Source organism: Streptococcus mobilis (assembly GCF_059727625.1).
In genome coordinates, this window is the sequence record NZ_AP041823.1 from 178,826 (window position 1) to 204,144 (window position 25,319).

23 protein-coding genes are annotated in these 25,319 nt (G+C 41.0%); 16 read left to right on the forward strand and 7 right to left on the reverse strand.

Going from position 1 to position 25,319, the window contains the following annotated elements:
* Positions 1–206 precede the first annotated feature (206 nt).
* From AC6IZR_RS01025 to rpsD, 4 genes are all read left to right on the forward strand, one after another.
* Entirely contained in the window at positions 207–965 is a 759-nt protein-coding gene (locus tag AC6IZR_RS01025; RefSeq protein ID WP_021154138.1) for an ABC transporter permease, read from the forward strand.
* 57 nt (positions 966–1,022) lie between these two features.
* Positions 1,023–2,018, forward strand: coding sequence for an ABC transporter substrate-binding protein (locus tag AC6IZR_RS01030; protein WP_049506426.1), 996 nt, complete (start codon positions 1,023–1,025; stop codon positions 2,016–2,018).
* Positions 2,011–2,742 (forward strand): ABC transporter ATP-binding protein, encoded by a 732-nt coding sequence (locus AC6IZR_RS01035; protein ID WP_070505976.1) that lies wholly within the window; start codon positions 2,011–2,013, stop codon positions 2,740–2,742. Before AC6IZR_RS01030 ends, AC6IZR_RS01035 begins: the two co-directional genes overlap by 8 nt.
* Positions 2,743–2,947: 205 nt before the next feature.
* Positions 2,948–3,559, forward strand: coding sequence for a 30S ribosomal protein S4 (gene rpsD, locus AC6IZR_RS01040; RefSeq protein WP_003002210.1), 612 nt, complete (start codon positions 2,948–2,950; stop codon positions 3,557–3,559).
* A gap of 149 nt (positions 3,560–3,708) precedes the next feature.
* On the opposite strand, the gene AC6IZR_RS01045 is transcribed toward rpsD, so the two are convergent.
* On the reverse strand, positions 3,709–4,242 hold the full coding sequence (locus AC6IZR_RS01045) for a TetR/AcrR family transcriptional regulator (protein WP_003001962.1): 534 nt from the start codon (positions 4,240–4,242) through the stop codon (positions 3,709–3,711).
* Positions 4,243–4,375: 133 nt separating this feature from the next.
* Here AC6IZR_RS01045 and AC6IZR_RS01050 point away from each other — a divergent pair, with 133 nt between their 5' ends.
* Positions 4,376–7,171 carry a YhgE/Pip family protein gene (locus AC6IZR_RS01050; protein ID WP_497848606.1) on the forward strand — a complete coding sequence of 932 codons (2,796 nt, stop codon included), beginning with the start codon at positions 4,376–4,378 and terminating at the stop codon, positions 7,169–7,171.
* Positions 7,172–7,259: 88 nt separating this feature from the next.
* Here the strand turns inward: AC6IZR_RS01050 and AC6IZR_RS01055 are convergent, their stop codons facing one another.
* Both AC6IZR_RS01055 and AC6IZR_RS01060 read right to left on the reverse strand, forming a co-directional pair.
* The gene (locus AC6IZR_RS01055; protein WP_497848607.1) at positions 7,260–7,925 is read right to left on the reverse strand and encodes a DUF4947 domain-containing protein; all 666 of its coding nucleotides are present in this window, start codon (positions 7,923–7,925) and stop codon (positions 7,260–7,262) included.
* An 89-nt stretch (positions 7,926–8,014) separates the two neighbouring features.
* A complete protein-coding gene (locus AC6IZR_RS01060) occupies positions 8,015–9,262 on the reverse strand; it encodes a carbohydrate-binding domain-containing protein (protein ID WP_497848927.1) in 1,248 nt (415 codons plus the stop codon).
* 213 nt (positions 9,263–9,475) lie between these two features.
* Between AC6IZR_RS01060 and AC6IZR_RS01065 the strand changes: the two genes are divergently transcribed.
* The 11 genes from AC6IZR_RS01065 (at position 9,476) to AC6IZR_RS01115 (ending at position 20,259) form a co-directional block, all read left to right on the forward strand.
* Positions 9,476–10,255 carry a polyphosphate polymerase domain-containing protein gene (locus AC6IZR_RS01065; protein WP_371496323.1) on the forward strand — a complete coding sequence of 260 codons (780 nt, stop codon included), beginning with the start codon at positions 9,476–9,478 and terminating at the stop codon, positions 10,253–10,255.
* Positions 10,248–10,931, forward strand: coding sequence for a DUF4956 domain-containing protein (locus AC6IZR_RS01070; protein WP_340281114.1), 684 nt, complete (start codon positions 10,248–10,250; stop codon positions 10,929–10,931). Before AC6IZR_RS01065 ends, AC6IZR_RS01070 begins: the two co-directional genes overlap by 8 nt.
* Positions 10,932–11,023: 92 nt before the next feature.
* On the forward strand, positions 11,024–12,283 hold the full coding sequence (locus tag AC6IZR_RS01075; RefSeq protein WP_497848608.1) for a S41 family peptidase: 1,260 nt from the start codon (positions 11,024–11,026) through the stop codon (positions 12,281–12,283).
* A 167-nt stretch (positions 12,284–12,450) separates the two neighbouring features.
* Positions 12,451–12,579: a teichoic acid D-Ala incorporation-associated protein DltX gene (locus AC6IZR_RS01080; RefSeq protein WP_251457995.1), complete on the forward strand. Its 129-nt coding sequence runs from the start codon at positions 12,451–12,453 to the stop codon at positions 12,577–12,579.
* A gap of 18 nt (positions 12,580–12,597) precedes the next feature.
* On the forward strand, positions 12,598–14,148 hold the full coding sequence (gene dltA / locus AC6IZR_RS01085) for a D-alanine--poly(phosphoribitol) ligase subunit DltA (RefSeq protein WP_485786274.1): 1,551 nt from the start codon (positions 12,598–12,600) through the stop codon (positions 14,146–14,148).
* The gene (dltB, locus tag AC6IZR_RS01090) at positions 14,145–15,398 is read left to right on the forward strand and encodes a D-alanyl-lipoteichoic acid biosynthesis protein DltB (RefSeq protein WP_223345503.1); all 1,254 of its coding nucleotides are present in this window, start codon (positions 14,145–14,147) and stop codon (positions 15,396–15,398) included. Before dltA ends, dltB begins: the two co-directional genes overlap by 4 nt.
* Before the next feature lie 15 nt (positions 15,399–15,413).
* On the forward strand, positions 15,414–15,653 hold the full coding sequence (dltC, locus tag AC6IZR_RS01095) for a D-alanine--poly(phosphoribitol) ligase subunit DltC (RefSeq protein WP_003002265.1): 240 nt from the start codon (positions 15,414–15,416) through the stop codon (positions 15,651–15,653).
* On the forward strand, positions 15,646–16,914 hold the full coding sequence (gene dltD, locus AC6IZR_RS01100) for a D-alanyl-lipoteichoic acid biosynthesis protein DltD (RefSeq protein ID WP_049495718.1): 1,269 nt from the start codon (positions 15,646–15,648) through the stop codon (positions 16,912–16,914). Before dltC ends, dltD begins: the two co-directional genes overlap by 8 nt.
* A gap of 251 nt (positions 16,915–17,165) precedes the next feature.
* Entirely contained in the window at positions 17,166–17,390 is a 225-nt protein-coding gene (locus AC6IZR_RS01105) for a hypothetical protein (protein ID WP_021154124.1), read from the forward strand.
* Positions 17,391–17,487: 97 nt separating this feature from the next.
* Positions 17,488–19,242, forward strand: coding sequence for an aspartate--tRNA ligase (aspS, locus tag AC6IZR_RS01110; RefSeq protein ID WP_070594645.1), 1,755 nt, complete (start codon positions 17,488–17,490; stop codon positions 19,240–19,242).
* A 75-nt stretch (positions 19,243–19,317) separates the two neighbouring features.
* Positions 19,318–20,259 (forward strand): YitT family protein, encoded by a 942-nt coding sequence (locus tag AC6IZR_RS01115; RefSeq protein ID WP_021154122.1) that lies wholly within the window; start codon positions 19,318–19,320, stop codon positions 20,257–20,259.
* Between the two features lie 181 nt (positions 20,260–20,440).
* Here AC6IZR_RS01115 and pulA read toward each other — a convergent pair whose 3' ends face one another.
* From pulA to AC6IZR_RS01135, 4 genes are all read right to left on the reverse strand, one after another.
* Positions 20,441–22,516 (reverse strand): type I pullulanase, encoded by a 2,076-nt coding sequence (gene pulA / locus AC6IZR_RS01120; protein ID WP_070587689.1) that lies wholly within the window; start codon positions 22,514–22,516, stop codon positions 20,441–20,443.
* A gap of 8 nt (positions 22,517–22,524) precedes the next feature.
* Positions 22,525–23,508, reverse strand: coding sequence for a LacI family DNA-binding transcriptional regulator (locus AC6IZR_RS01125; protein ID WP_497848609.1), 984 nt, complete (start codon positions 23,506–23,508; stop codon positions 22,525–22,527).
* An 11-nt stretch (positions 23,509–23,519) separates the two neighbouring features.
* Positions 23,520–24,332, reverse strand: coding sequence for a DUF1189 domain-containing protein (locus AC6IZR_RS01130; protein ID WP_497848610.1), 813 nt, complete (start codon positions 24,330–24,332; stop codon positions 23,520–23,522).
* Positions 24,333–24,475: 143 nt separating this feature from the next.
* Entirely contained in the window at positions 24,476–25,318 is an 843-nt protein-coding gene (locus tag AC6IZR_RS01135; RefSeq protein ID WP_041818389.1) for a sugar ABC transporter permease, read from the reverse strand.
* Between the last annotated feature and the right edge of the window lies 1 nt (position 25,319).

Genomic DNA, 25,319 nt, shown 5'->3' on the forward strand with positions numbered 1-25,319 from the left:
TTGCTTTTATCGTCTAAATCAGTTATTATAATAAATACATATGGGAGTCTGTGTACAGTCTGAGAGGAAGTGTAAGCTTCGACCGCACCTGATCTGGGTAATGCCAGCGTAGGAAACAAATGAAATGTATTTTTCGTTATGAGTGACCTTGTGCAATCCGTCTCCTATTTTGGAGGCGTTTTTTATTTGTGAGAAAGGAGGTTACGATGTCTCTTGTAAAAAGATATTCAAAACAATTGATAGGATTTGCAGGTTTTAGCAGTCTTCTTGTCTTATGGCAGTTAGCAGGATTTTTAAATATCCTCCCCAAATTTGTATTACCAACGCCACTTGAAATTGGGAATGCCTTTGTACGAGATCGAGCTCTCCTGATTCATCACAGTTTGTCTACCCTTCAAGTGGCCTTGATTGGACTTGTTATAGGGGTTCTTCTTGCTGCTGGATTTGCGATTCTCATGGATAGTTTTCAATGGGTGAATGATCTGGTCTATCCTTTTATGGTTGTTATTCAAACCATTCCGACGATTGCCTTGGCCCCTATCCTGGTTCTTTGGTTTGGTTATGGTATGCTTCCAAAACTGGTTTTGATCATTATTACGGTGGTATTTCCCATCGTAGTCAGTCTGTTAGATGGTTTTCGGCATTGCGATCAAGATATTCTGAGATTGTTTCAGATTATGCAAGCCAATCGCTTTCAGACCTTAGCTCATTATAAAATTCCTGCAGCGCTTCCTTATTTTTTTGCAGGTTTACGTGTGAGCGTTTCCTATGCTTTTATCAGTACGGTAGTTTCAGAATGGTTAGGAGGTTTTGATGGATTGGGGGTCTATATGATCCAATCGAAGAAGTTATTTCAGTATGATACGATGTTTGCGATCATTGTATTGATTTCTGCTATTAGTTTACTCGGTATGTTTCTCGTTGACCAATTAGAACGAACCATTCTAAAATGGAAAAAGGATTGACAAACTTGTAAATGGTGTAAAAATTAAATTGACAAAAATGTAAAAGAGGTATAGCTAATGAAAAAGTCAATAGGTTTATTTTTCTCAATAATATTGGGATTTGTTTTCTTGAGTGCTTGTCAAAATTCTGTCAAGCAATCGTCAAGTGGTTTGAAAAAGATTGATTTTATTCTAGATTGGACCCCGAATACCAATCATACGGGTCTCTATGTAGCAAAGGAAAAAGGGTATTTTAAAGATGCAGGACTGGATGTAGATATAAAACTTCCGCCGGAAGACAGTAGTTCTGATTTGATTATTAATGGGAAAGCTCCATTTGGTATTTATTTCCAAGATTCTATGGCCAAGAAATTGGATAAAGGTGCGGGGATTACCGCTGTTGCAGCTATCGTCGAACACAATACGTCAGGGATTATTTCAAGAAAAGATGCAGCGATCACAAGTCCAAAAGATTTGGTTGGTAAGAAGTATGGTACCTGGAATGATCCGATTGAGTTGGAAATGATCAAATCGATGATGAAAAAAGAGGGGGCTGATTTTAATCAAGTAAAATTGGTTCCAAATAGTGATTCAAATTCCATTACTCCGATTGAAAATAAGGTCTTTGATGCTGCTTGGATTTATCACGGTTGGGATGGAATTTTGGCTGAGCAAAAGGGAATGAAGACCAATTTCTTCTATATGAAAGATTTTGTTCCTGCATTTGACTACTATTCGCCTGTTATTATTGCTAACAATGACTATTTGAAGTCTCATAAAGAGGAAGCAAAGAAATTCATTCAAGCGGTGAAAAAAGGCTACCAATATGCTATAGAGCATCCAGAAGAAGCAGCAGATATCTTGATTAAACAGGCCCCTGCTTTGGCTAACCAGCGTGATTTTGTACTAGCTTCTCAAAAATATCTTTCCAGTCAATATGCTTCAGACAAGGATAAATGGGGGCAGTTTGACTCCAAGCGTTGGAATGCTTTTTATGCTTGGGCAAAAGAGCAAGGATTGGTTTCAAATGACTTAGAAGACAAAGGTTTTACAAATGAATTGGTAGGTGACTGATATTTTAACCGTAAAAGATGTAAGTTTCTCTTTTGGAGATAAAGCAGTTTTAAACAATGTATCACTAGAAGTGCAAAAAGGAGAAATCGTCTCTATTCTAGGTCCAAGTGGGGTAGGGAAATCAACCTTGTTTAATTTAATTGCTGGGATCTTTCCCTTACAAAAGGGCGCTATAGAAGTAGATGATGCCCCGATCTCCTTTGGAAAAGTCAGCTATATGCTACAAAAGGATCTTTTGTTAGAACATAAGACAGTATTGGGAAATATTATTCTTCCCCTTCAATTAAAAAAGATTCCTAAGGAAGAGGCAACATCTACAGCTCTAAAATTGTTAGATGAATTTAAATTGGGAAGTATTGCCAACCTTTATCCCAATGCCCTGAGTGGGGGGATGCGGCAACGGGTGGCGCTATTGAGAACCTATCTTCTGGGTCATTCTGTCTTCCTATTAGATGAAGCTTTTAGTGCCTTAGATGAATTGACAAGGCAGGATCTTTATCACTGGTATCTAGACAGTAAGGAACGTCTTGGTCTCACCACTCTAGTGATCACTCATAGTATCGAAGAAGCTTTGACATTGAGTGACCGGATCTATATCTTAAATCATAATCCCGGTGAAATTATTGCAGATCTTCCTTTAAAATGGGATCCAGCAACGGATAGAGACTGGCAACAATTGCAATATAAAAAACGAATCATAGAATTATTGTCTGAATTTCATTGAAATTGTTTTGAAGGACTTTACAAAGTTTCTATTCCGTGATAGAATAGAATTTGTGCGAAATGACAGCAGGACAAAATGAAGCTCGTCAACAGGAAGTCAGCTAGAAAAGTAACCTTTGCTGTTTGGGCGAAGGCTTTCTGAACGAATCAGGTTTGTCTAAAACGTTATTTCCTACAAAAATTATTTTTATAGGAGGACATTTCAAATGTCACGTTATACAGGACCATCTTGGAAACAATCTCGCCGTCTTGGCTTGTCACTTACAGGTACAGGTAAAGAATTGGCACGTCGTAACTACGTACCAGGTCAACACGGACCAAACAACCGTTCAAAATTGTCAGAATACGGTTTGCAATTAGCTGAAAAACAAAAACTTCGTTTCTCTTACGGACTTGGTGAAAAACAATTCCGTAACTTGTTCGTACAAGCTACTAAAGTTAAAGAAGGAACTGTCGGTTTCAACTTCATGCTTCTTTTAGAACGTCGTTTGGATAACGTTGTTTACCGTCTTGGACTTGCGACTACTCGTCGTCAAGCTCGTCAATTCGTTAACCACGGTCACATCCTTGTTGACGGAAAACGCGTTGATATCCCTTCATACCGCGTAACTCCAGGTCAAGTGATCTCAGTTCGCGAAAAATCAGCTAAGGTTCCAGCTATCCTTGAAGCTGTTGAAGCTACAGTTGGACGTCCAGCATTCGTATCATTCGATGCTGACAAACTTGAAGGTTCATTGACTCGCCTTCCAGAACGCGATGAAATCAACCCAGAAATCAACGAAGCACTTGTCGTTGAATTCTACAACAAAATGCTTTAATTTTAAGATATACTTTGCAGAAAGCCTACTACAGTGGGCTTTTTATTTTGTCTTAAAGGGTTGATTTCTGGCTTTGCTACCCTTTTTATTTTCTTAAAACCTAAACTGCTAATAAAAAAATCCTGATCTATCTAGATCAGGAGGCACTGTTACCGTAACATTTTCATCAAAAATTCAGCCATTTGTTGAGGGCTTTCTTTTTTTCCACGAGAGACCCACATTTGACAGACGCCGAAGAAGGCATTGGTCAAATAGACAGAGCTGTATACTCTTTCAATATCTGTTAATGATTTATGACTATAGCGCTCTTGTAAACTATCAACCAATAGAATCTGCAATTTATGACGTAAGAAGGTTTGAATCTCCTTGGTTCCATTCTCTGTCAAAAGAACTGCAAAGAGGGGCTCCTTGGTTAGAAATTCAAACACCTCTGTAATCGCTTGACGCTTGTCGTCTTGGTGTTTGTCAAAGATGTATTCAAGTTTGTGAAAGAGTGCTTGTTGGTAGCGCTCGATCATGTCGTACTTGTCTCGATAATGGGTATAAAAACTAGAGCGACTAATACCGGATTCTTGCGCCAACTCAACCGTTGTGATTTGGTCGAATGATTCCTTTTCGAGTAGTCGAACCATCGCTTCCTCAATATTTCGTTTTGTTTTTAATCGTTTATTGCTCTCAGTCATCTGTTAATCCTTTTTGCACAAAATTATACACAGTGTCCAAAAAATAAAATTCCTACTTGTGAAATTTTCTAGAAACTGTATAATCTATTATATCAGAAATTTAGACATTGTGTATAAAAAGGAGACAAAAAATATGATGAAAGAATGGAAGGCTATTCTTAAAAAGCCGACATTTATCATTGTCATGATTGGAGTTGCGTTAATTCCAGCTCTTTATAATATTATTTTTCTATCTTCCATGTGGGATCCATATGGTCAGGTTTCGGCTCTTCCTGTAGCGGTTGTCAATAAGGATCAATCTGCTACATATAATGGACAAAAAATGGAAATCGGAAAAGACATGGTGTCCAATTTGAAGGACAATGATTCACTTGATTTTCATTTTGTAGATGAGAAAGCTGCGAAAGATGGTCTCAAAAATGGGGATTATTATATGATTGTAACCCTACCTGAGGATCTTTCAAAAAAAGCTAGCTCCATCTTAACCAATCATCCGGAACAGATGACTATTGATTACCAAACGTCCAGTGGTCATAGTTTTATCGCAGGAAAAATGAGCGACTCTGCGATGACAAAAATGCAGCAGACAGTGGCTGAAAAAGTGACCAACACTTATACAACAGCTTTATTTTCCAAAATGGGATCGCTTAAATCTGGTATGGGGACAGCGGCAGATGGAAGTGCTAAATTGGCAGATGGTGCAACAAAGTTGGAAAACGGTGGGCAAACACTGACCACTAATTTGAATACCTTAGCTAGTTCCAGTTTAACATTTTCAGATGGTGCAACCACCCTTCGTACGGGTCTAGCAGCCTATACAAATGGTGTTGGTCAATTAGGAAATGGTCTTAATCAAATGGCTGGTCAACTTCCAAACTTGGTATCTGGAGTCAATCAATTAAATAATGGGTTTGGTACTTTTAATACAGGTTTGATGGCTTACGCTACCGGAGTGGATCAATTAGGAAATGGTCTCAATCAAATGGCGAGTCAAACCCCTCAGTTGGCCTCAGGAGTTGGTCGATTAACCAGCGGTATGGGGACACTCAATGACGGTCTTGGGAATTATACCAATGGCGTGCGTCAATTGAATTCGGGTCTATCTAACTTTTCAAATGGTTTAGTGACCTATACAAATGGAGTCGCTACATTATCAGAGGGAGCGGGTCAATTAAGTAGTCAATCCACTACTCTTCGAAATGGAGTTTCTCAATTAGAATCAGGTATTCAAACATTATCAAGCCAGCTGCAAGCTTCTACAAGCCAATCAGCTCAGATTGATCAATTGGCAGCTGGTTTGAACCAATTAAATGCAGCGATTCAAAATGCTTCGGTAGATACCAGTCAACTTTCATCTGGCTTGACGAGTATTGTGAATTCAGCCCAAGCGATCCTTACTTCAGCCCAAGCAGATCGTGCAAATGCCCTTGCAAGTGTACAAGGGACAGCAGCCTATCAAGCAATGACAGCTGATCAACAAGCGGAAATCAGTGCGGCAATCTCATCGAGCCCAAGCTCGAGTGAAACGGCGGCTCAAGGAATCTTGACTACGATTCAAACGATCCAAAGTAATTTGAATACAGGAAATAACTTGACACAACTGCAAACTGCAGCCAATCAAGTTTTACCGACAGCTTCTTCAACCTTGACAGACTTGTCAAGTGGCTTGTCTAAAATCCAATCCGCAGTTAGTGGACAATTGTTACCAGCTAGTCAAACCATCAGTCAAGGAATCGGCGCTTATACAGCTGGTGTTGATAAAATCGCTAGTGGGGCAAGCCAACTTCAGACCAATAGTAGCACTTTAACGGATGGTGCTAGTCAGTTAGCAGCAGGTGTTGGCCAACTAGATAGTAAATCATCGGAATTGCTTGCAGGAAGTAATCAATTAACTTCTGGACTAGGTGAGTTAAATGGTAAGATGCCTGCTTTGACATCAGGTATGAATCAACTGGCTTCAGGAGCAACACAATTAACAGGTAAGTCTGGTGAATTGGTTGCTGGAGCTGAAAAATTAGCTGATGGTGTAGGGCAATTGAACAGCAAAACTCCAGAGTTGGCAGGTGGTGTCAATAAACTTGTCACAGGTGTCAACCAGTTGACAGAGAAATCAGGTCAATTGGTGACGGGGGCTGATAAACTAGCTGACGGAGCAAATCAAATCTCAGAAGGATCCAGCAAATTAGCAACGGGTGGCCAAACATTGACAAACGGTTTAGGTGAATTAGCAACAGGAAGCCAAACCTTGAGTCAAGGATTAAACGATGCTAAGGGACAATTGAATGCTGCTACAACTGAAAAAGAAAACGCAAAAACCTTAGCCAATCCTGTTACGACTTCTAAAACAGATCAAGATAATGTCCCTGTAAATGGGGTCGGAATGGCTCCTTATATGATCTCTGTAGCACTCTTTGTTTGTGCCTTGTCAACCAATATGATCTTTGCAAAATTGCCATCCGGTCGTCATCCTGAAAGTCGTTGGGCATGGTTTAAATCTCGCTTTGAGGTCAATGGAACCATTGCGGTGGTTGCAGGAATCTTGGTCTATGGTGCTGTTCACTTGATTGGTTTATCTGCCAATCATGAGATGGCTACCCTCTTCCTTTGTGTGATCGGTAGTGTGGCCTTCATGTCTATCGTGACCGCTTTAACAACGTGGCAAAGAAAGGTCGGTGCTTTCCTCTCGTTGATCCTCTTGCTCTTGCAATTGGCTTCTAGTGCAGGAACTTATCCTCTTGCTTTGACAAATGGATTTTTCCAAGCCATTCATCCATTCTTGCCAATGAGCTATACCGTCTCTGGTCTTCGTCAAACGATTTCGATGACAGGAGAAATTGGAAATCAAGTGGTCTTTCTTTTGATGACCATTGCTCTATTTGCGGGACTAGGGATGTGGTTTTACAATCCAAAAAAATATGAAGAGGACTAATCGTCAAGAACTCTCAACTCATTTGGAGTTGAGAGTTTTTTGTTTCATGTGAAACAAAAATTCTCGCTTGTTTAAGCGAGAATATTCATTATTTAAAGAAGACAACATCAGGATTTGGCGTAATATAGAGAAGTTGGTCGTTTTCAAAGACCAGTTGGATGGTCTTGTTTTTATAGGTGTAAATGGTGTAATCTACTCCGAATTTAGAAGCTTGTTTCAGATCAACTGCCCCCAATAAAAAGGCATGAGCTTGTTCTTCTGTAATTTTCCCCTTACGGTAGAGATTTTTAATATTTTCTAGTTCAATATTTTGAAAAGATTCGCTAATATAAGCAGGGTCTGTTATTTGTTTCTCTGGATTTCCAAGGATTTTTTGGACAAGAGCAGTGGTATACCCTTCATAATCCGGCGTTTGTACAAAAATATTGTCGTCATTTCTAGAGTAGGCTACTTTTAAGTTCCCTGTTGCATAAATTTTATCCTTGGGTGCTTCTTGGGCATTTCTAGGGAGCCCTTCGGTTGTGATGATGTCAGAAGTGGTCTCCGTAGTAGTTGAGGGAGAGCTAGAGGAATTACCTGTGCTAGTTGAGCTAGTTGAACGACTCGAGCTACTTTTTTTAGTGGTTTTCTTTTTTGAGCTGGTAGTAGTAGGCTCTTGTTTAAAATTGATCTTAAGGTCCGGCACACAGGCTGATAGAAAAAGAAGAGACAGCAAGAGTGTGAAGAAAAGAGGTAGTGTCTGTTTTTTCATCATATTCCTTTCAACAAGTTGATTGATTCTCTATTCTATCATAAAAAGAGTAACAAAAAAAGGTCAGGAAGAAATCCTGCCTTTATTTGTTGTTATGGATGTCCGCCTCCAGGTCCACCACCTTGAGGTCCGCCACCGCCGGGAGCACCACCGCCTCCAGGCATGGAATTGACAATTTCTGTTTGTTTTTCACCATTGATATAGATATCTCCACCGGTGTAGGTAGCGGTACCATCAAAGTCGAATCCAGATTGACCTGTTAATTTAATGGTTCCTCCGGTAACGGTGATATTTCCATTCGAATCAATTGGATCGGTATCGCCTTGGCCAACTTCAACGTTGAGGGTTCCACCATTCATAGTGAAGAAAATTTCATCTTGGTTGGCATTGGCATTGGCTGCATTGACACCATCATCGGTTGCATAGATGGTGATATCTCCACCGTTAATGGTGATCGATTTTCCTTCGAGACCTTCGACAGACTCGGTTACCTTATAGGTTCCGCTATCGATGATCAGATCACCAGAAGCATGGATGCCATCGTCTCCTGCTGTGATGGTCATTTTGTTATCTGAAAGGTACATGGTTCCGACCGAAGTATCTTCATCATTATCCACCTTGACTGCATCTTCATCTGCATCGATGGTCATGGTCGTGCCAGTGATATTGAGTTCGTCATTGACATTGAAGGCATCTCCTACAGCCGTGATCTTATAGGTTCCACCTGTGATGTGGAGGGTATCATTTGCCTTGATCCCATTGTTCTTCTTGGCATTAATGTTGAGTGTACCTGAACCATTGATGGTAAGGTCTCCTTTAGAGAAGATGACTGCATCAGCATCTTCATCATTGTTTGAACTTGAATCAGACAAGGTATTGGTCGTGCCATCTGCTAAAGTGAGGTAGACATGTCCTGCTTTTGTAGCAGAGATTGGTGCGTTGGTGTTGGTCATGGTAACGCCTTTCAAGACGATGTGAACATCATCTGAGTCACCTGCTTCGACCTTGATTTGAAGCCCATCGGATTCACCAGAGATGACATAGGTTCCAGCCTTTGAGATGGTCACAGTTGATCCAGATACAGCTACGCCGTCACCTGATACACTTGCAGAAGATCCAGACAGTTTTACAGTAGAGGCTTTGCTTTCATCATAAGAGGTGTCCTTGTCCTTATCTGTAAAATAGTTGGAATTGTTTGTTTTATTTTTTGAAGTAGAAGTAGCGGTTGTTTGTGCAGTATTGCTTTTTGTAGCTGATTGAGATGATGCTTGGCTACACGCTGTTAGTAGGGTGAGGGTTGCGGCCCCCGTTAATAAAAATTTCCATTTGTTTGATTTCATGAGCTTTTCCTCTCGTTCCATTGATATGCTCCTAGTCTAAAGTTGCTAGCTGAAAGTTTCCTAAAGTTTTTCTGAAAGGAATCTTAACTTTAGTTTTCTTTAAGTTTGGCTTAATGACCAGTTAAGAAAGTCCCATTAAACTAGAAAACACGTAAGTCGTATCCATACTTACTGAAGATTAGAAGCAATATCCCCCCTTAAAGGAGTAGAAACATGAAAAAAACAATTGAGACAAGTTTTAAACGAATCGAAACAAAATATATCGTCGCAAAAGATGACGTAAAAGACTTGATCAAAGACTTAAAAGAATACGTCGTAGAAGATGATTACCCAACTTCAACTATTTCAAACATTTATTTTGATACGGAAAATTTTGAGGTCATTCAAGATGCTCTTGCGAAACAACACCGCCGTGAAAAAATTCGGATGCGGACTTATATAGAAACACCTCAAGCAGACAGTCCGGTATTTCTAGAGGTGAAGTCAAAAGATGAAGAAGGAATTGGCCATAAATTCCGTCTAGTCGCTACTTCACAAGCCATTATTAACTTGATGACAGATGGGACAGTAGATCAGCAGATACAAGATCCAGACTTAGTGCAAGAGATTCAGAGATTGTGTAAACGCTATGGTCATCGATTGGAACCACGGATGTTCATTTACTATGATCGCTTGTCTCTCAAAGAAAAGAAATCCATTCAGGGCTATCCTTATCAGAAAATTCGCGTGACAATCGATCAAAACTTAGTCTTTCGTGATCAAGCTGTTAGTCTTTTTCATGGGAAGAAAGGAGAACCTTTGTTAGAGGATGACTTCGTGATCATGGAAATTAAGGCTCCCGGACAAGAACCTCAATGGTTAAAGGATATTATAGAGAAGTATGGTTTGGTCAAGCAGAAATTTTCAAAATATAGCTGTGCTTATCATAAATCACAAGGATTGGATTATGCCCCAAGACCAGTGGAAGAAACGGTAGGTGCTGCCTATGTCTAATCTATTTGATTCTATTTTTAATAATGCCACAGCAACGGTGGATCCCTTGCGCTTACTGCTGGCCCTTTTGATCAGCCTCTTTCTAGGAATGGCCCTATCTTGGACCTATAAATACCGGACACTGTACACTCGAGAGTTTGTCATTAGTTTGACCTTGCTTCCTTGTATGATGACCTTAGTGATCTTTTTGGTCAATGGAAGTTTGGGAACCTCGATTGCAGTGGCAGGGACCTTTAGTTTGATTCGTTTCCGGTCAGCTACGAGTGGTTCGAGAGAGTTGATTGCGATTTTTCTAGCCATGATTATAGGACTAGCAGCAGGATCGGGCTATCTTTTATTGGCCATTTTATCAACCCTCTCTTTACTAGGGGTTTGGCTTGTATTGGAGAACAAACAGAGTAAGGCAGATCATCAACGGCGCCGTCATTTGACCATTACAGTCTCAAAACAAGATGCTGTTGCAGAACAAATCAGTCAGTTGTTAGACCAAAGTTGTTCAGAAGTTGACTTTATTTCTGTAACAACGGCCCAAGCTGGAGAACAACTGACCTTGAACTATGAGGTGAATATGAAATCGAACATCGATGATTTTGCCCTTGCTAATCTATTGATTAACAAGATTGAAAATTGTGATGTTGCTCTGACAAAGAAAGCCAAGAAAAGAAAGAATTTATAACTACTATCCTACTTTAGGATAGTTTTTTAGGATTTTAAGAACTTTTTAAGAAAAAGTGGTATACTATTTCTAAAAAATTGAAGGAATCCTTTATGAAAAAGACTGCTATTTTTGAAGATGTCATCTCGATTATGAGCCATGATTCATCTACCATCAAGGATCGAAAAGGATGCGACCCCGATCGCTTTCGAGAAAAAATGACAGATGATATGACGGATGATGCCTTTCTATATCAAGTCAGGTCCTACCTAGCCAGTTTTGGGATTATTGGCCATATCTCCTTTCAGAATAAAAAAGCTGGGCAGAAAGGCTTTCTCTTACGCGTAACGGACCATCAACTTTATGTTGAAAAGGCGAATGCAGATACGGGTCTCCAAGCAGGGGACCAGATCCTAAGTCTGGATGGAAGTGATTTGGAGCAGGTAGCGTCTCTTCATAAGGACTATTTTATCAGTAAGACCCCCGAAAGACATTACCGAGAATGGGCAGATTTGGTCTCTCAGTCAAGAAGGGTCACTCTTCTCCGGAAAGGGGTAGAAAAGACCATTGAAGTAGCGCCCAGTCGAGAGCCGATCAAAGATCAGATCTTTTGGAAACGATTAGACGATGAGATCCTTTACCTTCGTCTGGATAACTTTATGGATGAGGGAGCTATTAGCCAGGTACATCAAGAGTGCTTACCGATGATGACGAAGGTCAAGTTCCTTCTCGTTGATGTTCGACAGAACGGCGGAGGGACAGATTCTTTATACTTCCCTCTATTACATCTAGGCTTAGAGAAGGATCAGGGTTATGATTCGCTTGACTGGGATGATGATGGCATGGAAATTCTCTATACGGAGCGCAATGTTGATCTGCGCTTGAAAGACTTTGAGGACTGGATGCAACAGGAAGAAATTAGTCCTGAAACCATTAAACTGCTTGAAGAGATGAAAGAGGAATTGCTCCGCCATCGGGGGAAAGGCTATGTACCGTATCAGCAAGAAAGCGAGGAATTCTTCCCAGAGGTTAGAGGAAGCCGCTATCCCGAGCGGATCTTTGTCTTATCAGACACCTACTGCGCTTCTTCTGGAGATAATTTTGTCCAGATGATGAAGCAATTTAAGAAGGTAACGGTGGTAGGTAGACCAACTCTCGGAATTTTAGACTATTCCAATTGTTGTACCGTTGACTATGGTGATTATCGATTGATGTTTCCTACCTCTCGCTGTCTAAGCCTGGATCAAGGAAAAGGAATGACGGATCAAGGTGTTGAACCGGATATAGAGGTTCCCTGGAGTCCTGACCATTTTGAAAGAGATGTGGATCTGGACAAGTGTCTGGAGTTAATTCATCAGAGCAACATAAAATAAAAAGAATTCCCATCAGAAAATGTAAAGAAGAGAAATTCTTTGGTTAGAAGGGATAAATGTCTGAAATGATAACGTTTTCCAGGGCATTCTCACTATGTTTAAAATTGCTTACTTGGTATAAAAAATGGTAAAATAGAGAGTAATAATCAAAATGAAGAGTGAAACTTATGAAACATCAAACACTTTATAAATTTATCGGGCAGACGGTCTTGTATTTCGCCATTTTCCTAGCCCTACTTTATTTCTTTAGTTACCTTGGTCAAGGTCAGGGTGGCTTTATCTACAACGAATTTTAGAAAAGGAGACTCCTACCCGTGTCAAACCAACCTATTCACGATATGATCGAGACAATTGAACGTTATGCGCAACTACAACCAGACTATCCGGTCTACAATGTCCTTGGTGAGGAGCATACCTATGGGCAATTGAAGGCTGATTCAGATAGCTTGGCTGCTCACATTGATCAAATGGGACTTCCTGAAAAGTCACCTGTTGTTGTCTTTGGTGGACAAGAATATGAAATGTTAGCAACCTTTGTGGCTTTGACCAAATCTGGCCATGCTTATATCCCAATTGATAGCCATTCTGCCTTGGAGCGCGTGTCTGCCATTCTTGAAGTGGCAGAGCCAAGCTTGATTATTGCTATCAATGAATTTCCTTTGGAAAACCCAGCTGCTCCAATCATGTCCTTGGAGCAAGTGCGTGAAGCTTATGCAGCTCAGAATGCGTACGACTTGCAACATCCAGTCAAAGGGAATGATAACTACTACATCATCTTTACTTCAGGGACAACTGGGAAACCAAAAGGGGTGCAAATTTCGCACGATAACTTACTCAGCTTTACCAACTGGATGATTACGGACAAGGAATTTGCAACGCCAGAGCGTCCGCAAATGTTGGCGCAACCACCGTATTCTTTTGACTTGTCTGTCATGTATTGGGCACCGACCTTAGCTCTTGGAGGAACGCTTTTTGCCCTTCCATCAGCCATTACTCAAGATTTCAAACAACTCTTTGCGACGATCTTTTCTCTTCCAATTGCTATCTGGACTTCGACACCATCTTTTGCAGATATGGCCATGTTATCTGAAGATTTCAATGCTGAAAAGATGCCAGGGATCACCCATTTCTACTTTGATGGGGAAGAGTTGACTGTGAAAACCGCTCAGAAATTGCGCGAGCGTTTCCCAAATGCGCGCATCATCAATGCTTATGGCCCAACTGAAGCAACTGTAGCTCTTTCAGCTGTAGCCGTAACAGATGAGATGTTAGCTACCTTGAAACGTCTGCCAATCGGTTATACAAAAGAAGATTCTCCAACCTTCATTATTGATGAGGCAGGAAACAAATTGCCAAATGGTGAGCAAGGGGAAATTATCGTATCTGGTCCAGCCGTTTCAAAAGGTTATATGAATAATCCAGAGAAAACAGCAGAAGCCTTCTTCGAATTTGAAGGTCTTCCAGCCTACCATACAGGAGATGTCGGAACCATGACGGATGAGGGCCTCCTTCTCTATGGTGGACGGATGGACTTCCAAATCAAGTTTAACGGTTACCGTATCGAGCTAGAGGATGTCTCTCAAAACTTGAACAAATCGAAATATATTGATTCAGCAGTTGCGGTACCGCGTTATAATAAAGATCACAAGGTTCAAAATCTCTTAGCCTATGTCATCTTAAAAGAGGGTGTCAAAGAACAATTTGAGCGCGAGATTGATATCACGAAAGCCATTAAGGAAGATTTAGAAAACATTATGATGTCTTATATGATGCCTTCAAAATTCCTCTATCGTGACAGCCTGCCATTAACACCAAACGGGAAAATCGACATCAAAGGGTTGATTAGCGAGGTTAACAACCGATGATCGAGTTTTTGAAACAGCTCCCTCATTTAGAACACTATGGAACACCGATCTATTTTATCTACCTCATTCTAGCTTTTTTGCCGATCTTTGTGGGTCTCTTTTTCAAAAAGCGGTTTCCGGTATATGAAGGACTTGTGAGTCTGATCTTTATCATTTTGATGCTGACAGGTTCGAATCTCAAGCAAATTTATGCCTTACTCTTTTACGTAGTCTGGCAAATCTTGATTGTGTATTCCTACAAATTTTATCGTCAGAAAGCGGACAATAAGTGGATTTTCTATCTTCATTCCTTCTTGTCTGTCTTGCCCTTGATCTTTGTTAAGGTAGAGCCAGCGATCAAGAATGGACACCAATCCTTGTTTGGATTTTTAGGGATTTCTTATTTGACCTTCCGGGCTGTCGGAATGATCATCGAAATGCGAGATGGTGTCTTGAAAGAATTCACGCTCTGGGAATTCTTACGTTTTATGCTCTTTATGCCGACCTTCTCAAGTGGGCCGATTGATCGTTTCAAGCGTTTTAATGAGGATTATAAAGCCATTCCTGAGCGCGAAGAATTATTGGATATGTTGGAGCAAGCTGTTAAGTACATTATGTATGGCTTCCTTTATAAATTTATCTTAGCTCATATTTTTGGCCACTTATTGTTAGGTCATGTGCAGACCTATGCCTTGTCTCAAGGTGGATTCTTCAACATCGGAACACTGGGAGTCATGTATGTTTATGGCTTTGACCTCTTCTTTGACTTCGCAGGGTATTCGATGTTTGCTTTAGCGGCCTCCAATTTGATGGGGATTAAAAGTCCCATCAACTTTGACCGTCCTTTTAAATCACGTGATTTAAAGGAATTCTGGAACCGCTGGCATATGAGTTTATCTTTCTGGTTCCGTGATTTTGTCTTTATGCGTCTCGTGATGGTATTGATGCGCAATAAAGTGTTCAAGAGCCGGATCACGACCTCAAATGTTGCCTACATTATTAATATGTTGGTCATGGGCTTCTGGCATGGAGTGACCTGGTACTATATCGCTTATGGGCTCTTCCATGGGCTTGGAATGGTTATCAATGATGCCTGGATTCGAAAGAAAAAATCTATTAATAAAGAAAGAAAAGCAAAAGGATTGGATCCGATACCGGACAATCGTTGGACCAAGGCTTTGGGGATCTTTATCACCTTTAATACAGTGATGCTGTCCTTCCTGATCTTCTCAGGATTCTTGGATCAGCAATGGTTTCCAAAATTGAAATAAAAGGAGAATAGAAAAATGGATGTAAAATCACAAGTAATTGAAATTATTGACGAATTGTTTATGGAAGATGTCTCAGACATGATGGATGAGGATCTCTTTGATGCGGGTGTCCTTGATAGTATGGGGACAGTCGAATTGATTGTGGAACTGGAAAATCGCTTTGGCATTCGTGTTCCTGTATCTGAATTTGGACGCGATGATTGGAATACTGCTAACAAGATCGTAGAAGGTGTAACGGAGCTTCAGAATGCTTAAGCGTTTATGGCTGATTTTAGGGCCCGTATTTTGCGCGCTCCTCATGGTAACAGCTTTATTATTCTTTTATCCAATCAATCATAAGCACAACTATACTGAAGAGAAAAAAGCTGCGGTTAGTCTGAATGCAGAAGGATTCAAGAGTCGTACAAAGAAACAAGAAGCACTTTCTGATCCACAGCATCGCTTTGTCCCTTATTTCGGCTCCAGTGAATGGTTGCGTTTTGATGTGGTGCATCCAGCAGTTTTGGCTGAAAAATATGACCGCAATTACAGACCCTACTTTTTAGGAGAACGTGGTGCGGCTTCTTTGAACCAGTATTTTGGGATGCAACAGATTTTGCCAGAACTCAAGGACAATACAGCTGTTTATGTAGTTTCTCCGCAATGGTTCACCAAAAAGGGATACGATTCCTCTGCCTTTCAACAATTCTTTAATAGCGATCAGTTGAATAGCTTTATTGCCAATCATAAACAGGATGCTGCATCCCAGTATGCTGCAAAGCGTCTGTTACAACAGTATCCAAATGTCGCCTTTCAAAGTGTTGTAACGAAAATTTCTCAAGGAAAGAAAATTTCCAGATTTGATCAGTCTTTGAACCAGTTTGTTTCCCACCTTGTCCAACGCGAAGATGCTTTGTTTAGTAATCTTGCAACGCGTACAAACGGGAATTACGATAAGAAGGTCAAAAAACGTCTACAAGATTTACCAGATCAATTCTCATATGAGAAATTGGAAGAAATTGCAACGGCTGAAGCAAAAGTCAAAACCAATAACAACGACCTTGGAATCAGTAATCATTTTTACAATACCCGTTTAAAAATGAAGTTGAAGAAACTAAAAGGTTTCCAAAAAAACGAATCCTATGTTCAATCTCCTGAGTACAATGACTTGCAGTTGGTTCTAGACCAGTTTGCTAAATCTCGGACCAATGTTATCTTTGTCATTCCTCCAGTTAATGCCAAATGGATGAAATACACAGGCTTGAGCCAAGAAAAGTATGAACAGGCTGTTCAAAAGATTCGTTACCAATTGGAAAGTCAAGGATTCACCAATATTGCAGACTTTTCTAAAGATGGTGATCAGCCCTATTTTATGGAAGATACGATTCATATGGGATGGAATGGTTGGCTAGCCTTTGATAAAGCGGTCAATCCCTTTGTCACAAAGGCTGAAAAAGCACCAACTTACCATCTAAATGATCGCTTCTTCAGTAAAGACTGGGCTCAATATAAAGGGACACCAGACGAATTTAAATAATGCTTGATCAAAGGGGGCAGGATCAAATCCTGGCTCCTTGATTTGTGAGGAAAGTGACGAGAAAGTCACAAACGAGCAAGAGAGTTATCCACAGGCTGTGGGAAACTTCCTTGTAAATGGATGAAAACAAGTCCTGGTGCTGATGACACTTCCTCTTTTGAGGGAGCAAAAGGTGAAAGTTATCCACATTTTTGTGGATAAGTGATAAAAAACAGTGGATAAGTCAGCTGGTTTGTGAAAAGGAGAATAGTGTGAAAAAAATTTGGTTTTACGCAATCGTTCAGGGAATTGTGATCTTTTTTATTGTGGGTGGCATGACCTATGTGCTTAGGGGAGATTTCTTTTTCCGCTACCTATCCCCTATTTTTGGACTAGCAGCAGCTGTCTTGCGATTTGGGACGGCGACTTTAATGAAGGTGCTAGCACCCACTCTCTACGATGATCCCAAAAAGAAAGAAGAGAGCCACGATAATTAAAGAAGTTGGTGACTGAAAAAGTTGAGCTAAAGGCCACTTTCTGCTGGTCTTTATGGTAAAATAGAAGGAAGAATATTAGTTTGGAGATTAATTAGAAATGAAACGTTCAATGTATGCTGGACGTGTTCGTGAAGAACACATTGGAACTCGTATTACCTTGAAAGGATGGGTTAGCCGTCGTCGTGACTTGGGTGGTTTGATCTTTATCGATCTACGCGACCGCGAAGGGATCATGCAATTGGTGATCAATCCAGAAACAGTTAGTACAGAAGTGATGGCTACAGCCGAAAGCATCCGTAGTGAATATGTTGTAGAAGTGACAGGTCTTGTAGAAGCTCGTGAACAAGCTAATCCAAACTTGCCTACAGGAGCAGTAGAACTCAAGGTAGAAACTATTACGGTTCTCAATACCGCAAAAACAACACCATTTGAAATCAAGGACGGTATTGAAGCCAATGATGATACTCGTCTTCGTTACCGCTACTTAGACCTTCGTCGTCCTGAGATGTTGGAAAACCTCAAACTTCGTGCAAAAGTAACCCATTCAATCCGCAATTACTTGGATGAATTAGAATTTATTGATGTGGAAACACCGTTTCTTTCTAAGTCAACTCCAGAAGGAGCGCGTGACTATTTGGTTCCTTCCCGTGTCAATAAGGGGCATTTCTATGCCCTTCCACAAAGTCCTCAGATTACAAAACAATTGTTGATGAATGCTGGATTTGATCGCTATTATCAAATCGTGAAGTGTTTCCGGGATGAGGATTTACGGGGAGACCGTCAACCTGAGTTTACACAAGTCGACTTGGAAACTTCTTTCTTGAGTGATCAAGAAATCCAGGATATCACAGAAGGCTTGATTGCACGTGTCATGAAAGAAACCAAGGGAATTGAAGTAACACTCCCATTCCCACGGATGAATTATGATGACGCTATGGCCTTGTATGGTTCAGATAAACCAGATACACGTTTTGAAATGTTGCTCCAAGACTTGACAGAGCTTGTCAAGGGTGTAGACTTCAAAGTCTTCTCAGAAGCTCCAGCAGTTAAGGCGATTGTTGTCAAAGGTGCAGCGGATCATTACTCTCGTAAAGACATCGATAAATTGACAGAAGTTGCGAAGCAATACGGTGCAAAAGGTCTTGCTTGGGTGAAATATGCTGAGGGTACTTTGAACGGTCCTGTTGCGAAGTTCTTGACAGACTTGACAAGTGACTTGACAGCTGCTTTACAGTTAGAAGACAAAGATCTAGTTCTCTTTGTAGCAGATACTCTTGAAGTAGCCAATGCAACGCTTGGTGCTTTGCGTGTTCGTCTTGCGAAAGAGCTTGACTTGATTGACAACAATCAATACAACTTCCTTTGGGTAGTGGATTGGCCAATGTTTGAATGGTCTGAAGAAGAAGGCCGTTATATGTCTGCTCACCATCCATTTACACTCCCACAAGCTGAAACAGAGCATGAATTGGAAGGAGATCTTTCAAAAGTTCGAGCAATTGCCTATGATATCGTCTTAAATGGCTATGAATTAGGTGGAGGAAGCCTACGGATTAATCATAAAGATTTACAAGAACGGATGTTTAAAGCACTTGGCTTTACAAAAGAAGCTGCTAATGAACAATTTGGTTTCTTGTTGGAAGCAATGGATTACGGTTTCCCACCACATGGAGGATTGGCGATTGGTTTGGACCGCTTCGTGATGCTTCTTGCAGGTGAAGATAATATTCGGGAAGTCATTGCCTTTCCGAAGAATAACAAGGCGACAGATCCAATGACACAAGCTCCTTCTGTCGTTTCTGAAAAGCAATTGGATGAGTTAAATCTTCAAGTAGAACTAGCAGAGCAAGAATAGGACAAGAGAGAAAAGGGAAAGTCTAGGAATCAGTTGCTCTAAGATCTTCCTTTTCTTCTAATCGATGGATTGAAAATGAAAAAAACTCGCTTTCATAAGCTATTTCGCTATCATGTGCGGCGACTAGCTTATAACATTAAATTATTGCGCGTGCTGAAGAGCATCTCCCGTGAGAAGTACGATGAAAAAGTGTCAGCTTCCTTGCTGTATGGTTTTCTATCAGCGATTGCCGTCAACTTCTTCTTTCAACCAGGACATGTATACTCCAGCGGTGCAACAGGGCTAGCTCAGATTTTATCTGTTCTGAGCCAACGCTTTATTGGCTTTACGATTCCCGTTTCCTTGACCTTTTATGCCATCAATATCCCTTTGATGATTGTGGCTTGGTATCAAATTGGCCATAAATTTACCATCTTTACCTTTATTACGGTTTCGATGAGTTCCCTCTTTATTCAGTTCGTGCCAGTGATTACGTTGACCAACGATCCGATCATGAATGCCCTATTTGGTGGGGTTGTCATGGGAACAGGGATTGGTTTTGCTCTTCGGAACAACATTTCCAGTGGGGGAACCGATATTGTCAGTTTGACGATTCGAAAACGGACAGGAAAGAATGTCGGCAGTATCTCCTTTTTGGTCAATGGGACCATTATGTTGATCGCTGGTCTGACCTTTGGTTGGAAGTATGCTCTTTACTCTATGATTACCATCTTCGTATCGAGTCGAGTAACGGATGCTGTCTTTACCAAGCAAAAACGGATGCAGGCAATGATCGTAACGAGCCAGCCGGATGCCATTATTGAAAAGATTCATAAAAAATTGCATCGTGGAGCAACCATTATCCACAATGCAGAAGGAACCTATAACCATCAGGAAAAAGCGGTTCTGCTGACAGTTATTACGCGTGCAGAGTTTAATGAATTCAAATATATTATGAAAAAAGCTGATCCTCAGGCTTTTATCACCATTTCGGAAAACGTTCATATCATCGGACGCTTTGTGGAAACAGAAGAATAAAAATAAGAGAGTGGGACAGAAATCGGTAATTCGTTAGAATTCGATTTCGTTGTCCCACCTCCGCACAGTTGAGTAGGGCTGTAAAAGCTGATGAAATCAGCGTAGTAGAGCCCACTCAACCACTGCGTCTTGATCGACAATCCAAAAATAATTGAGAGGCTAGGACTTTTGTCCCAGCCTCTTATTTTGTTGATTCAGTTTCGTGGAGAAGGAGCCAACTATGGGCAGGAATAGAAAGTTCCTTTCCTTTAGGAATAGGGGTTTTTAGGTTGGCATGAGGATAGGCAAATAACAGCTGACTATCGCTCGGATGTTGATAGGTCTGTTCTTGATCACCGATATTGACAAGAATCGTTATTTTTTCACGATCTTTCTCAATCGTGTAGATCAAATGATGATCAGACAACCATTTGACATCACAGTAGTCGCGAATCTCTTGCCCTTTTTTCAAACGAAGGAGTGGCTGTGATTTCCGATAAGCAATCAATTCTTCAAGAAAAGCAATTTCTTCTTGGCATTTTGGAAGGGATGTCCAGTCCAATTGGTTGAGATTATCTGGTAGATTATAGGTGTTGTCTTCGAGCCCTTTTGTGCGGTAAAATTCTTGACCGGCATGGATAAACGGCACTCCTTGAGATAATAGTACCAAATGAAGCGCGAGACGTGAGAGAGCTTTTCGATCTTCTAAACGAATCTCTTCCTTTTCAAGTTGGAAATAATCAAAAACAGTTGCATTGTCGTGGCATTCGACGTACTGAATGGCTTGTTGCGGTTGGGTGAAATGAGCAGGCCCTAGCTTTCCGACATTCGCCGTTAGAATGTTCGCAAAATCATTCGCAGGATGTTGACTCTCACGACGGTGACCAGCTACAAGTGTTCTCTTGATCGTATCCCGGAAGTTATCACTGAAAAAGCCAAAGGCTGGTAATCGTTTCGAATTATATTGGTGAGCGAGCTGATCTTCAGAGAGGCCTGTATCCATCTTCCACCCTTCCCCATAGAGATAGATGTTAGGATAGATTTCACGGAGTTCTTCTGCAATCTCTGTCATGGTTTGAATGTCTAGGATTCCCATCAAGTCAAAGCGGAAACCATCAAAGCCGTAGAGGGAAACCCATTGTTTGAGGGATTGCTTGATATAGTGTCTCACCATGGAGCGTTCACTTGCTACGTCATTTCCACAGAAGGTTCCATTGGTCCGCTCTCCCTCTGCATTATAACGGTAGAAATAACCAGGAACGATCTGTTCAAAAGCATACTCATCTGCCTGGTAGACGTGATTGTAGACTACATCCATGATAACACTCAGATTGGCCCGGTGATAGGTGTCAATGGTGTCTTGGAGCTCTAGGATTCGTGCATAAGGATCGTTAGGATCACTCGCATAGCTGCCTTCTGGAACATTGTATTGAACAGGATCATAGCCCCAGTTGTAGGCTTTCCATTGATCCTCTTCATCGACACTACCGAAATCGTAAACTGGAAGTAACTGTACATGGGTAATGCCCAGTTTTTGAAGGTAATCAAATCCAAGGATCTGGCCATTTAGTTGGGGCGATTCTGTCAAGCCTTTAAACTTACCAGGATGCTTAAAGCCAGCCTCTTTTTGGACAGAGAAATCACGAACGCTCATCTCGTAAATGATTGCTTCTGTTGGGTCTAATTGACGAGTGGCACGCGTGATAGGACGTGTGATCTTCTTCCGGTCGATGACCAAGCTATCTCCAGAGTTCGCTAAAGAGGATAGAGCATAGGGATCATGAATCCGACGTTCTAGGCCATTGACACGAAACTTATAGTGGTAGGCAGCTCCTTCCCAATCCCCTTTGAGCACGAGTTCCCAGACACCGTTTTCTGTACGATTCATCGGATAGACCTGATCTTCGATATGGAGGGTCACATCTTGCGAAATTGGTGCCCAGAATTTAAATTGCGTCTGACTTGGTGTGTAGAAACTTCCTAGATCTTCTCCACTATAGGTGAAGGTTTGATCAAAAATGGGTTTGCGAACAATTTGACGATAGTGGAGAATAGAAGAATTTCCAGCAGCATCGTAGATGGTGTACTCTTCTCCCAGTTCAAGCGGAATCGGGCTTAAGAAATAGTCTCCTGTATCAGTCGCTCCACTTGACGTTTTGACAGGGATTAAGGCAAGACGACCTTGGTTTGTTTCCAAATAAAAAGGAAGGATATGCTCCTCTCCTTTTTGGATACGAATCAGGTCTTGGTCATCTAAATAAGCAGTAAATGTAGACATAAAGACTCCTAAAGTTTCGTAATGGTATGGTCAATCAATTGACGGTAGCAAACGGTTTTTCCTTCTTTGTGATCCTTGATAATTTGTAGAATCGTCCGAACAGATTCACGTCCGAGTTCCACCGCATTGATGTCAATATAGGCTTCAATATCGAGTCGTGGTTTGATCGAATCAAAGGAAATAATCGGGATTGTCAGCTGGTGTTCTAATAAGTATTGGCGCACCCCTTCAGCAACGAGAATATCGGTTGTCATGATGGCATCTAACTCTGCTAGGGGAAGGCTTTCCATCATTTGATAAGAATTGTCTTCTAACATAAAACCAAATGAAAAATGAACCAGTTTTTCATCGAGAGGAATCCCTGCTTTTTGGAGGGCTTCTTTATAACCTTCGTAGCGGTCTTGAGATACGAACAGTTCTTTGTTTCCTCCAATAAAAGCAATTTTTCGGTAGTTTTGTTGAATGAAATAATCCGTCGCATCAAATGCAGCCTTGATATTATCATTATCCACTAGCGATACAAAAGGTAAAGCTGCCTTTCCGAGAATGAGGAAGGGGAACTTGTCTTTGATCGCAAATTCAACGAGGGGATCATTCGGGTTGGAATAAAGGAAAATCAAACCATCTACACGATTTCCGTAGATGAGTTGTTTGAGGTTGTCGAGCCGCCGTTCTTCATTTTGCCCCGTACAGATTTGGATGGCATAATCATTGTCTGACGCGATCTGGGTAATTCCTCTTAAAACAGTTGGGAAGAAAGGGTTCTGGTAGAAAACGTCACTATCGATTGGAAGAACCAAAGCAATGACTTGACTAGATTGGCTGACAAGGCTGCGAGCATTAAGATTGGGATGGTAATCCAACTCGACCATGGCCTCACGGACTCGTTTTTTTGTTTCATCACTAATCGTGGATTTATTTTGGATGACGCGCGTGACAGTTGAAGGCGCGACGCCAGCGAGTTTCGCCACATCTTTGATGGTAACACGCATGAGAAAACCTCCTAGCGGTGATAGTCTGGATCACGGAAGTGGGTCTTATAAAACACCATAGCAAGATAGAGTACAAATAAGACATTTTGGATCATGATCGTCGTAGTAAATACTTGATGGAATAGTAAACTGATGAGGACACTTAGTAAAATAGGGAGTCCCAAGCAATTCAGAATACAATTGAAACATTCCTTGAAAGTTTGTAGTGAAAAGAGTCGAGATTTTCGTGTCAAGTAGAGGAAGAAAGATGCCCCTACGATGAGAATCAAATAATTGACTGTCGATAAGAAGCCAGAGAAAATCACGAGAAAGAGACTGACAGGGAGTCGATTTTCACGGAACCAATCGCTAGAGATAGCTTGAGTGAAGCTTTTTTTATCCCGGAGGCTCTCTTGATTGATAGCCTGGTATGAGACGGTAGCGAGTTCTTTATTTTCTTTTGAGATGATCAACTGTTTTCGACCAAAATGGAGGGTTAACTCCTTGCCTTCACTCGCCTTTGCTTCTTGGCCCAAGACAACCTGTCCTTTTGAAGTCTTGTGTACAGGGCTAGTTCCTGTATAGGTGAGCTCTTGGTCTTTGATCACGACGTGTTCTTGGATATCTTTCATGACGTCATTTGATAAGGGATCAAACACATCGCTGACAAAGGTTGTTAAGGGATAGGTTTTGAGTTGAGCGTTTTGAAGAGCCACTGGTAATAGTGTGACAGAAATCAGAAAGAAAGAAGTAAAAATCATTTGGAACCAACTCAGCTTTTTGCGGTTTGCAAAAGAAGAGCGGAAATTGAAGATACTTGCGAAATAATTAAAAGGATAGGGCATGAGATGACCTTTCTAAACATAAGAGAATCAGAGATGCAAAGAGGAATCTCTTTGATTGATTTTATTCTTAACGAAGGGTAGTAAAGCATCCACCATACTACCCTTAACTTAAAAATAAAATGTGTTTGAAATAAGGTTCTATTTTATCCTTTATCCCCACCAGCTGTCAAGCCTGAAACAAAGTTCTTTTGTAGGAAGAAGAATAGGATACAGATTGGAACCGCGATCAAAATAGCACCGGCTGCAAAGAAGGCGATTTTTTGATCTTTTTGGTCACTGATAAAGGTTTGAAGACCAACGGCTACAGTATAGTTCACTTCATCACGAAGCAAGAATTTAGACAAGATATAGTCTCCGAAAGGACCCATGAAAGCCCAAAGTGCTTGAACGGCAATCATTGGACGAACAAGTGGAAGGACAATTTGCCAGAAGCGACGGAAGTGTCCTGCACCATCCAATTTAGCAGATTCATCAAGTGAGATTGGAACGGTATCGAAGTAACCCTTCATCAACCAAGCATTCATTGGAATACCACCACCAACATAAAGGAAGATCAAGAACCAAGGTTGGTTCAAGGCATTCAGCATCAAAGCCATAACGAAGAAGGCTGTGAGGGCTGCCATAGTTGGGACCATTTGGATGATCAAGAAGAAGACCAAACTTTGCTTACGCGCTAAGAAGTTGTAACGACTATAGGCATAACCTGCGAAGGTGACAATGCTGGTTTGTACCACCATCGTAATAATCGCGATGATCAAGGTATTCATATACCAAGTGCCATAAGGAGTTTCAGAGAAAAGTTTTGAGAAGTTATCAAAACTAAGATTGCCACTAAAATCAAGTGTAAAGGCACTGACGTTCCCTGACTTGAAGGCTGATAAGATCGTAATCAACAGCGGGTAGATAATGATGATTGAAAGAACCACCATGTACAGGTAAGTCAAGAAATGATTGAGGCGGCGTTTAAATTGAACTGAATTTTTCATT

Coding starts and splice junctions, on each gene's coding strand:
- AC6IZR_RS01060 (WP_497848927.1), bottom strand. CDS start 9,262: ATGAAATCAAACAAATGGAAATTTTTATTAACGGGGGCCGCAACCCTC.
- AC6IZR_RS01125 (WP_497848609.1), bottom strand. CDS start 23,508: ATGCGTGTTACCATCAAAGATGTGGCGAAACTCGCTGGCGTCGCGCCT.
- AC6IZR_RS01025 (WP_021154138.1), top strand. CDS start 207: ATGTCTCTTGTAAAAAGATATTCAAAACAATTGATAGGATTTGCAGGT.
- pulA (WP_070587689.1), bottom strand. CDS start 22,516: ATGTCTACATTTACTGCTTATTTAGATGACCAAGACCTGATTCGTATC.
- AC6IZR_RS01135 (WP_041818389.1), bottom strand. CDS start 25,318: ATGAAAAATTCAGTTCAATTTAAACGCCGCCTCAATCATTTCTTGACT.
- AC6IZR_RS01130 (WP_497848610.1), bottom strand. CDS start 24,332: ATGCCCTATCCTTTTAATTATTTCGCAAGTATCTTCAATTTCCGCTCT.
- AC6IZR_RS01115 (WP_021154122.1), top strand. CDS start 19,318: ATGAAAAAAACTCGCTTTCATAAGCTATTTCGCTATCATGTGCGGCGA.
- AC6IZR_RS01045 (WP_003001962.1), bottom strand. CDS start 4,242: ATGACTGAGAGCAATAAACGATTAAAAACAAAACGAAATATTGAGGAA.
- aspS (WP_070594645.1), top strand. CDS start 17,488: ATGAAACGTTCAATGTATGCTGGACGTGTTCGTGAAGAACACATTGGA.
- dltC (WP_003002265.1), top strand. CDS start 15,414: ATGGATGTAAAATCACAAGTAATTGAAATTATTGACGAATTGTTTATG.
- rpsD (WP_003002210.1), top strand. CDS start 2,948: ATGTCACGTTATACAGGACCATCTTGGAAACAATCTCGCCGTCTTGGC.
- AC6IZR_RS01065 (WP_371496323.1), top strand. CDS start 9,476: ATGAAAAAAACAATTGAGACAAGTTTTAAACGAATCGAAACAAAATAT.
- AC6IZR_RS01050 (WP_497848606.1), top strand. CDS start 4,376: ATGATGAAAGAATGGAAGGCTATTCTTAAAAAGCCGACATTTATCATT.
- dltB (WP_223345503.1), top strand. CDS start 14,145: ATGATCGAGTTTTTGAAACAGCTCCCTCATTTAGAACACTATGGAACA.
- AC6IZR_RS01080 (WP_251457995.1), top strand. CDS start 12,451: ATGAAACATCAAACACTTTATAAATTTATCGGGCAGACGGTCTTGTAT.
- AC6IZR_RS01075 (WP_497848608.1), top strand. CDS start 11,024: ATGAAAAAGACTGCTATTTTTGAAGATGTCATCTCGATTATGAGCCAT.
- AC6IZR_RS01070 (WP_340281114.1), top strand. CDS start 10,248: ATGTCTAATCTATTTGATTCTATTTTTAATAATGCCACAGCAACGGTG.
- AC6IZR_RS01030 (WP_049506426.1), top strand. CDS start 1,023: ATGAAAAAGTCAATAGGTTTATTTTTCTCAATAATATTGGGATTTGTT.
- AC6IZR_RS01055 (WP_497848607.1), bottom strand. CDS start 7,925: ATGATGAAAAAACAGACACTACCTCTTTTCTTCACACTCTTGCTGTCT.
- dltD (WP_049495718.1), top strand. CDS start 15,646: ATGCTTAAGCGTTTATGGCTGATTTTAGGGCCCGTATTTTGCGCGCTC.